This window comes from Bacteroidia bacterium, assembly GCA_016218155.1.
Lineage (GTDB): Bacteria > Bacteroidota > Bacteroidia > Bacteroidales > GWA2-32-17 > GWA2-32-17.
In genome coordinates, this window is record JACREQ010000098.1 from 1 (window position 1) to 9,401 (window position 9,401).

The window sequence follows — 9,401 nt, forward strand, 5'->3', positions numbered from 1 at the left end:
AGAAGAGAAGCAGCATTCGCAAAAAAAGAAATCAGACCTGAACAAACATTATTTGAAAGTGATTATTTAATGGGAGTATATGATGGACACAGGCTCGGAGGACTTAGGTTCAAGCTTGATGAACAAGGTGAATTTCTGAATAATCAAAAAGAAATGGCCTCTCCTCCCTGGACTTCACTTCGTGAATTAGAATATGCAAGTTTGAAATTGGAAAATGAAGATGTTGTAGATGATCCTGAATATTTTTACTGGCTATCAATGTTGTATGCTCCTGGCTCATCCTTGGGTGGTGCAAGACCTAAAGCCAGTGTTTTAGATGAAAGCAAGAATTTATGGATTGCAAAATTTCCAAGTATTAATGACGAAAAAGATACCGGTGCCTGGGAAATGGTTTTACATGAATTGGCAAAAAAGGCTGGAATTGATGTACCTGTTGCAAAATTGATGCATTTCTCTGGAAAGCATCATACTTTCCTTTCTAAGCGTTTTGATAGATTTGGAAGCAATAAAAGAATACATTTTGCTTCAGCTATGACGTTATTAGGATATAATGATGGAGCAGATGCAGAGATGGGAGTAAGTTATCTGGAATTAGTTGGTTTTATATTGCAAAACAGCTCTGAATCCAAAAAAGATTTAGAACAATTATGGCGCAGAATTGTATTTAATATACTTGTTTCAAATACTGATGATCATTTAAGAAACCATGGTTGCATTTTAACCAAATCTGGATGGAGATTATCACCGGCTTATGACATGAATCCTAATCAATATGGTACTGGATTAAGCCTCAGTATTTCAGAAACGGATAATTCACTAGATACCGGTATCGCATTGGAGGTTGCAAAATATTTTAAGTTAAATGTTACAGAAGCTAAAAATATTTTGGATGAATTGATTTCAGTAGTTTCAGAATGGAAAACCGTTGCAAAAGTCAATGAAATTAGCAAAAGTGAAATAGAAGCTATGAAAAATGCTTTTAAGGTTAAATAACATTAAACATTTTATGTATGGGACTAAGTATTCATTACAGTGGAAAATTCAATCCAAAAGCATCATTAACGGAAATGATTAATGAAATAAAGGATATTTGTGAGGTTTATCAATGGAAATATAAAATTTACGAAACTGAATTTCCAAAAACTGGTTTTACAAAAGTTTATAATAACAATATATACGGAATTAGTTTTACTCCTCCTGAATGTGAGACAATTCCAATTGAATTCCTTTCAAATGGTCGGATGAGTAGTAGTAATTATTTGAAAATTTTCGGATTTTCAGATAATAAGGTTTATCAGAAGTATTTATATGGTACATCAATAAAAACGCAGTTCGCAGGTGTGGAAGTTCATGCAGTTGTTATTCATCTTCTAAGATATTTAAGCAAGAAATATTTTATTAATTTCAAAGTCAATGATGAAGGTCGCTATTGGGAGACCGGAGATATGGAAGTCTTAAAAAGCAATTTTAAAGCATATGAGAAGTTATTAGACAATTTCTGTATGGGAATTCAAACTTTTCCTGTTCAAGCAGGAGAGACGATAGAAAATTACTTTAAAAGGCTATTAAATATGATTCATTTGAATAATGAAAAGGGAACTGATTAAGTTGAAAATATGTTCCCTATAAAATTTATAAATACTTATATATTTTTTCTAAAGCAAAAAAGCAGGACTTAAATTCCTGCTTTTTTATTCCTTTGGTGTTTAAACCATGTTTAAACCGGTTTTTTGATAACCTCTGAAAACCTTGTGATTCCGAAGCGATTCGAACGCTTGACCCACAGCTTAGAAGGCTGTTGCTCTATCCAACTGAGCTACGGAACCATGAGCTTTTTTATAAATAATGAAAGACTTCCTTTCTTACTATTAAAAGCGGATGCAAAGATATAATTAATTTTAATACAAAAAACAAATTTTATTCTTTGCATTTACTTGCTGATATTTAATTGTTTTAATTCTTTTTTTATAAAACTTAAAAACTTATTTATTTTGCTTTTTGAGTAATGATTGTATAAATTTAAAATATAAGCTTTGTTATATTTATTAACCTGACTTGTTGTTTTTTATTTAAATTGATTAATTTCATTCAATTTTTTTTACTTAATTAAAAAATCACAAAATGGAGCAATTTGAAAAAAACTCAAGAACCATCAGAAAAATCTGCTTATTTTTTATTATGGTAGGATTAATAGAGATTTTCTTATTTGTTTTTCTTTCAAAGAATTTTTTATCTGTAATTCCTGGATTAATAACAATTATACCGGCTTTTTTCACTCTTAATAAAGACTTAATGAAAAGAAGATATTTTGTGGGAATATGGTCTTTAATAAAATACAATCCTGTTAGCATAGCTTTAGTTGCATTTGTTTTAGGTGACTTATTTGGAGGTGCTATTAATTACAATTATTCAGTTGTACTTATTTTAATGATTATTTTCTTTTTAATAGGTGCTTCGTCAATAGTTTTAGGTATTATAATAATTTTCAAAATTTCAAAACACAATAAATACATTATTAATTTTCAAAATGAAAAAAAAAACTTTAGAACAAATTACAAAAATGATATGATAAATGATTTGTTATAAAGTTTAATGAGAAATTTTAATTTATTGTAATAATTTGATATTGAAAACAATTAAATATTTTTTGTGAAATTTTTTTTATGATTAAATATTTAGTACATTAGCAATGTTATAGTAAAGCAAAACATTGGTTATATAAATATGTTTATTTTCAAGAACTGAATAATAGTTTACTTTATAATAATAAAAAAAAACAAACAAATTGAAAACAAGATTAATTTCGATTATGATGCTTTTAGCTGCAAGTGCTATGTTAATTCCTTCTTGTAAAAAAGATAGTAAGGATACAACTCCGGCACCTGTTAATGTGCTATGTGATGGAAATGGAAGTAGTTCATATTTCCCAATGGTTCTTAATGACTCATGGACATATAGTTATACTATTTCAATTCAAACACAAAATGTACATCCTAAGTTAGTTGTTTCGGGTACTGCTTCTCACAATTCTAAAACTTATTTTACTATTAACGATCAAACAAGTGCAATGTATACAAACACATTAGCATTTCGCGAAGATGCAACAACGCACAATATTTATTATTACGACAGTAATAGCAGCTCTGAATTTATGTATATACCTGCAAGTCCAACGTTAAATCAGACATGGGCATTTTCATATAGTGGAACCAGAAAAGCTACAAATTTAAGTGCATCGGTAACTACTGCTGGATGTACTTATTCTGGGTTATTGGAAATATCAGAATATAATAGTTCTGGTACTTTACAGAAAAAGGAATATTTTAAGAAAGGAATCGGAATGGTTCATCGTCAGGATCCTGATTCATTTTTTGGTGGCTATGATAAATTTAGCTTAACAGCCATTACACTTAACTAAATTTATTAATAGTTTCTGACAATAAAATAATACCAGCTTGAATTTTCAAGCTGGTATTATTTTATTGTGTAATTAACAACGTGTACTTTATTTTAAAATAATCTCTTAAATGTTTATTAATTTATATAGCTTATTTATTCCTTCTGCATCTTCAAGTAATGTGAGTTCTATCTGAGTAGTGCCAAAGCTTGTTATTTCGTTAAACTTTAAAGGTTCTACAATTCCAATTTTACCTTCCCAAGTTAAAATCCACATAATGTTTTCAGAGCCTTTTTTATATTTTACTTTTTCTCCTTCGGCATATGTGCCAAGCAGATTCTTTGATTTATCGGCAATATAAAGCATTTTATATTGTATGTTTTTTCCAGTGTTATCAACAAATTGAGGAGTAATTACATTCGGAAAAGATGGTAATGGGTAATCGCAATTAAATATACCTAAGGTTGTTATTGAGACTGAACGGATGGAAGATGGTAGGAATCCTTTTTTACCGGCCATTTCATTTACAATTCCCTGTGTGTTAAATAATGCTTGTTTATTGCGAAGATTTTGTTCGTTTTTTGTTTTGTTTTTAATTATTTCTTCCTGATATATGTTCATTGCCTGCTGATAATTTTTATTATCGAATACTGGAATTACTTTTAAATGAACAGATGTGTCTTTTCTTGAAAGGTATAAGTTGTATAATCCTTTTTGTCTTGAAGGCTTCAGGTTAATTTGTTCCCATCTTACTGAATATAACATTTTATCAAATTTATTCCCTCTGTCGTCAACCTGAAAAAGGACATTACTATACTTTGCAAACTCAGGAAATTTCTCTTTATTAATATCTAGCTTAAACACATATTTATCTTTTGTTGCAAGAACAGGAACAATAGGCTCAATTATTTTTGTGTTTTTATCAATATACTCCTGATATTCACGATCATCATTGTTATCGATTATACGAGCGACGATTTTTCCTTTGAACTTTTTAATAGTATCTTGTGTCAAAATAGCTGAAGCCGATTGAGTTGGGAAATTTTCTTTAGGAGTAATACTGTCAGTTAATTCTGTAGCGATTAATGGCAATTTTTTATAGGGTCTTATTTTATCTTTTCCAACATAATCCCAATTGCCTTTTGTTGTATCGAAGGTATAAAAATTAAAGCGACCTTCATTATTATCTGAAAGCATATCAATGTCAATTGCCTTGTTTTTTGCAAGTAATAAATTTATACCATCTTTTTCGGCACCTATTTCAAACATTCCTGCTGATTCAAAAATATATTCATTTTTACATGAGTCGTAATCCATAGGTATGCCTGATCTGAAAAAGTCTACAGGATTACGGAATTCGCGGTATTTTAACTTTACAGGAGAAGATATAGCATTTCCTTCAGAATCTGTAAAAGCATTTTTAGGTATATGAATTACTGTACCTGATTGTGTTATAATATCAGTCTTATTATTATTTGAAAGTGTATAATATTCCCACGGAATATCTTTGCCATTAATAGGTGGTGTTACTTTTACCACTGTGTCGGTGGTGTCCGTAGGAGTAATATTTGTTATTGTATTGTTCTTTGTGTTATTTTGAAAAAGTGTAATAACAACAATACCTGTAATTATTATTGCTGATGAAGCTCCTGCAATGAATTTTGCAGATTTAAAGAATGGTTTACCTGTTTTAACCATTTTATATACATCATCAAAATTTTTATGCTTTAGGATTTTGTCATCCGGCATTTCAGGTGTATCGAGTTTGATTTTAATTTTTTCCATGGCTTACTTTAAATTAGTTTTGATTTCATTTTCTGAATAACCCTGTGTAGCCTTACTTTAGCATTGCCTTCAGAAATATTTAATATTTCGGCAATTTCCTTGTGTGGTCTGTTTTCAAAATACCGCATTTCAACAAGTTCAAGTTCTTCCGGCTCAATCTTCATTAATGTTTGCATCATTATTGCAATTTGTTCTTCTTTTTCTTCAATGCCTGTTTCTTCTGCAATTAATGTTAATTGTTCTGTCTGAACATAAATAGTTCTCTTTACACGACAACTGCGCATTTCCATATTTATTTCATTACGAGCGATTCTGAAGAGCCAGGAAGAAAAAGGTAAGCCTTTAAACCCATAGCCTTTAAGATTTTTCATTGCTTTGTAAAAAACCTGTTGGGTTAAGTCGGCAGTTAACTCTTCCGAATCGATACGTTTTAGAATAAAACGAAAAATCTGCAAATAGTAACGGTCATAAAGAACAGAAAACTTAGACAAGTCTTTTTGTGCAGCTCTGATTTCATCAGATTCAATCATGATTTGCCCGGGTGTTACGTGATATGAACTGATTGTTGTTTCCATTTTTAAGGTTATTTCTGAACTAATAATGCATGGAGTTCAAAAAAGTTACAATAAATTTATTTTCATAATCCAATAAGGTCCATTATCTGTCCAACAGAACATAGACTCTTTGGAATAACCTGTACCATTAAAATTTTTTTATTGATTTGTTGCGTATTTTTGTTTTTAAGCTCATCCGGTAACACTATTCCAATATCGCCATTTCTTAAAACAGCAATAATCTTAATGCTTTCACGATTGCAAGCCATAAGCGTTTGTTCGCCTAGTCCAACAGTTCCTGAAACTGAATAAAAACAACTATTTTCTTTATCAATTATTATTATTGATATTACTGGGAGGTTATTTTTTGCCTTATCTTCAAATGAAGCATTGATAATTTCTGTACAATTATTTCTTCCAATCCAGTCGCTCTGATTAAGTAGTTCGAATTGGTTTAACACGAGACTCCGTTTTAAATTTGACTCATCGGCTGTAGCAGCATAAAGAGTTTTCTTTTCGTGTGCAATTACCTTGTCGTAGTATTTTAACCATTCTTCAGGTGTCATCTTTTTTTCTTCGGGACTCATATACATATCTCTGAAAGCAGTCCATAATCTTTCTTTATTTTTTTTGTAGTTTTTATCTACAATCATTTTATTGCTGAATAAATTTTTATGAAAACGTTTTCTTCTCCTGTCCAGAGCCTTACAATAACTGGCATATAATCTAGGGAATTTTTGCTGAAAAGTTTCTCTGGTCATTGTTGAACTTAAATTTGCTGGTGTAGCGTTAAATTGTACAAAGCTGTTCCTGTCCTTTAATTCAATAGTAAATAACTTGCTGGCATCGTCGTAATAGAACCTAATATCTCTCCAGTATTTTTGTTGTTTTCGCCCTGATTTTATATAAGTTTTTCTGAATTTTTTTAATGATAACTCGCCAGAATAAACCCATGGTACTTTGTTAAATGCATTCACTTCAATATTTTGATCGCCAACATTTAATTTGAACCAAATTTGCTTTTTTGTTTTTGGCTTAACAAGTTCCAGGTATAAATAATTATATGATTCAGGACTTCTCTGAAGAAGACTTCTGTTAATTTTTGTAATGTTACAATATGTTGTATCGTGGTATCTTTCGTCAAATAAAAGTGAATCAAATTCTACTTTTAATAACGGATTTCTTATTAGGGCAGGGTAATGTATGTAAGAAGTAGATAGTGCAGCAAAATCTGATTGTTCAATTTGAAAAGTGCCATAATTAACAGAGTCTTTAATTTCTGGTACTTTGTTACTAATATTTATCTCAGTTATATTTAAACTGTCATTTGATATTACAATCTTTTTATCCTTACCTGTTATTAGAGATGGCTTAATCTCTTTAATTTCACAGTCGGGAAATATGGATTTTAATTTTTTTATTTCATCAACAGTAAGTCCTTTATCAATTGATAAATATTTTATGTCAAGCCCTTTCATTTTTTTTGTAGTAGAAATAGGGTCAACAATATTATTACCTTCAAGCCTGATTTTTATAAGATTATTCATGCCAGCAATACTATCAGGTAAATCTGTTAAATAATTATTGCTTAAGTCAAGTACCTTTATTTGTTTTAATGAACCGATGTTATCCGGTAATTCTGTAATGTCATTAATAGGTAAGGCTAATTCGGTAAGGGTAGGAGATAACTTTAGTATTTCAACCGATTCACTTAAAAGCAGATTTTCGTTATTTGTTATTTTAAATGTTTTAAGATTTTGCAAATTGTTAATTTCTTCCGGAATTTCACGGATATCATTTCCTTCCAGTTCAATGTATGATAGTGTTTTTAATTTTGATAAATTTTTAAATAGTAATCTAAAATTTATTTTGGGACAATCAGAAATTATAATTGAATCTATATCTTTTAAATTATAAAACGAAGAAGGTAAATCTTTTTGTTCAAAATTAACAACGGTCAATGAATGAAGTTTAGTAAATGAGCCAATTTTTTCGTTAAAAACAGATTCTTCTTCAATGTTAAAATCAATATAAAGGCATTTTACAAATCCCGAATCGGCAATGGCTTCATCTAGATTATTAAAAAATCCGTATTTTGTTCTTTGTCCATAGTTTAGCAGAACAAAAAACAAAAAAAGTAATAATAAAGTAATCTTCAATTTCACAATTCAATTTCTTTATATAATGCACAAGATTGAAAAAGTTACTATATGCATTTAAAAAGCCTAAAATACATAATATTTATTTATATAAAGCCGGAGAATACTTTAATTTACAACGAACTATTCTCAAATTAATTTTATTTGAGAATTGTATAAATTGAAATAAGTGCAGATTACCTTTTTAATAATTTGCCTTTTGTAATAACTTTATTATTAGAGAAATATTATTTTTTCTCTTCGCAAATTTCCATTAAAACACCATGAGTAGATTTTGGATGAAGAAACGCAATATCAAGTCCTTCAGCACCTTTGCGTGGAGTTTTATCTATTAACTGAACACCATTAGTTTCAAGTTCAATTAAACTATTTTCAATTTCGTTAACGGCAAATGCAACATGGTGAATGCCTTGACCTTTTTTCTCTATAAATTTACCAATAGGACCATCGGCTTCGGTTGATTCTAAAAGTTCAATTTTTGTTTTACCAACCATAAAAAAAGCAGTTTTTACTTTTTGGTCTTTAACTTCTTCAATACTATAACATTTTAATCCTAACATGTCTTCATAAAAACTAATTGCTTCTTTAAGATTCGAAACAGCTATTCCAATGTGCTCTATATGTGATATTTTCATAAATAAAAATAATTTGTAATTAAATAATTTTTGCAAAGGTAAAAACTTAAAAATAATTCTTGATTGGAAAATATTAAAGTTTCTTATTTAATATTAGTTGGGTTATATAATAATCCAACTAAAAAAATGTTTGTATTAATTGATTTTTTTATATTTTTGTTCCAAAGAATTATACTTTTAAAATTTTAGTATATGAAAAATTTATTGTTAGTTGTTTTTCTTGCTGGTATTTTTGCTGTTAGTTGTAAGCAAAAAGATACACAACCACCTATGATTTTCTTAAATGGAGAAAATCCTATGACTGTGACATTGAACTCATGGTGGGTTGATCCGGGAGCTACTGTTGATGATAATCGCGATGGTAGTGATTTAATAAATGCAATTGCTGTAACTCATAATATTGATATTAATGGTCCTGCAAACGGTGAAGGTTCAACTAAAACTGTTGGGTCATTTACAGTAGTATACACTGTAAAGGATAAAGCAGGTAATGAATCAAGTGTTTCAAGAATAGTAAATGTTGTTAACTCTGCTGAAAATTATGCTACAAAATATGAGACTATTATTGATTCAGATGTATTAGAAAAAATTGTAAAAGATACAATTATCGCTTCACAGGATATTACTTTTGATAGTAGAGTTAATAATAAAGCATGGTTTCCAAAACTTGGTGGTAGAATAAATACTAATCCAACAAGTATGACATATACCATAAGAGCATTTGGTTACTTTAGATCTGATTCGGTAACCATTCCACGTCAAACTTATTATATTAAAGAATTAGCAGCTAATTTAATAGATACTGTACCTTTTTTATATCAGGTTAGAGGAAAAGCAGGGCTTTGTCATATTTCTGATACCGTTTTTCCTG

9 protein-coding genes and 1 tRNA gene are annotated in these 9,401 nt (G+C 29.4%); 5 read left to right on the top strand and 5 right to left on the bottom strand.

From position 1 onward, the window contains the following. A partial coding sequence (locus HY951_15650) for a HipA domain-containing protein (GenBank protein ID MBI5541498.1) occupies positions 1 to 993 on the top strand: 993 nt, incomplete at its 5' end. A 17-nt stretch (positions 994 to 1,010) separates the two neighbouring features. Further along, entirely contained in the window at positions 1,011 to 1,607 is a 597-nt protein-coding gene (locus tag HY951_15655) for a hypothetical protein (GenBank protein MBI5541499.1), read from the top strand. Positions 1,608 to 1,752: 145 nt separating this feature from the next. Here HY951_15655 and HY951_15660 read toward each other — a convergent pair. Further along, positions 1,753 to 1,826 (bottom strand) — tRNA-Arg (locus tag HY951_15660). A 295-nt stretch (positions 1,827 to 2,121) separates the two neighbouring features. Here HY951_15660 and HY951_15665 point away from each other — a divergent pair. Continuing rightward, positions 2,122 to 2,586 carry a hypothetical protein gene (locus HY951_15665; GenBank protein ID MBI5541500.1) on the top strand — a complete coding sequence of 155 codons (465 nt, stop codon included), beginning with the start codon at positions 2,122 to 2,124 and terminating at the stop codon, positions 2,584 to 2,586. A 199-nt stretch (positions 2,587 to 2,785) separates the two neighbouring features. Next, positions 2,786 to 3,418 (top strand): hypothetical protein, encoded by a 633-nt coding sequence (locus HY951_15670; GenBank protein ID MBI5541501.1) that lies wholly within the window; start codon positions 2,786 to 2,788, stop codon positions 3,416 to 3,418. A 105-nt stretch (positions 3,419 to 3,523) separates the two neighbouring features. Here the strand turns inward: HY951_15670 and HY951_15675 are convergent, their stop codons facing one another. The 4 genes from HY951_15675 to mce form a co-directional block, all read right to left on the bottom strand. Continuing rightward, a complete protein-coding gene (locus HY951_15675) occupies positions 3,524 to 5,182 on the bottom strand; it encodes a hypothetical protein (GenBank protein ID MBI5541502.1) in 1,659 nt (552 codons plus the stop codon). Between the two features lie 8 nt (positions 5,183 to 5,190). Next, the gene (locus HY951_15680) at positions 5,191 to 5,757 is read right to left on the bottom strand and encodes a sigma-70 family RNA polymerase sigma factor (GenBank protein ID MBI5541503.1); all 567 of its coding nucleotides are present in this window, start codon (positions 5,755 to 5,757) and stop codon (positions 5,191 to 5,193) included. Between the two features lie 62 nt (positions 5,758 to 5,819). Then, complete coding sequence (locus tag HY951_15685; GenBank protein ID MBI5541504.1) at positions 5,820 to 7,901, bottom strand: leucine-rich repeat domain-containing protein; 2,082 nt, start codon at positions 7,899 to 7,901, stop codon at positions 5,820 to 5,822. Between the two features lie 221 nt (positions 7,902 to 8,122). Further along, positions 8,123 to 8,530: a methylmalonyl-CoA epimerase gene (mce, locus tag HY951_15690; protein MBI5541505.1), complete on the bottom strand. Its 408-nt coding sequence runs from the start codon at positions 8,528 to 8,530 to the stop codon at positions 8,123 to 8,125. A gap of 192 nt (positions 8,531 to 8,722) precedes the next feature. Between mce and HY951_15695 the strand changes: the two genes are divergently transcribed. Beyond that, a partial coding sequence (locus tag HY951_15695; protein MBI5541506.1) for a DUF5011 domain-containing protein occupies positions 8,723 to 9,401 on the top strand: 679 nt, incomplete at its 3' end.

What these genes read in the sequence shown, in the direction of transcription:
- HY951_15655 (MBI5541499.1), top strand. Translation starts at nt 1,011, where the DNA reads ATGGGACTAAGTATTCATTACAGTGGAAAATTCAATCCAAAAGCATCA.
- HY951_15665 (MBI5541500.1), top strand. Translation starts at nt 2,122, where the DNA reads ATGGAGCAATTTGAAAAAAACTCAAGAACCATCAGAAAAATCTGCTTA.
- HY951_15675 (MBI5541502.1), bottom strand. Translation starts at nt 5,182, where the DNA reads ATGGAAAAAATTAAAATCAAACTCGATACACCTGAAATGCCGGATGAC.
- HY951_15680 (MBI5541503.1), bottom strand. Translation starts at nt 5,757, where the DNA reads ATGGAAACAACAATCAGTTCATATCACGTAACACCCGGGCAAATCATG.
- mce (MBI5541505.1), bottom strand. Translation starts at nt 8,530, where the DNA reads ATGAAAATATCACATATAGAGCACATTGGAATAGCTGTTTCGAATCTT.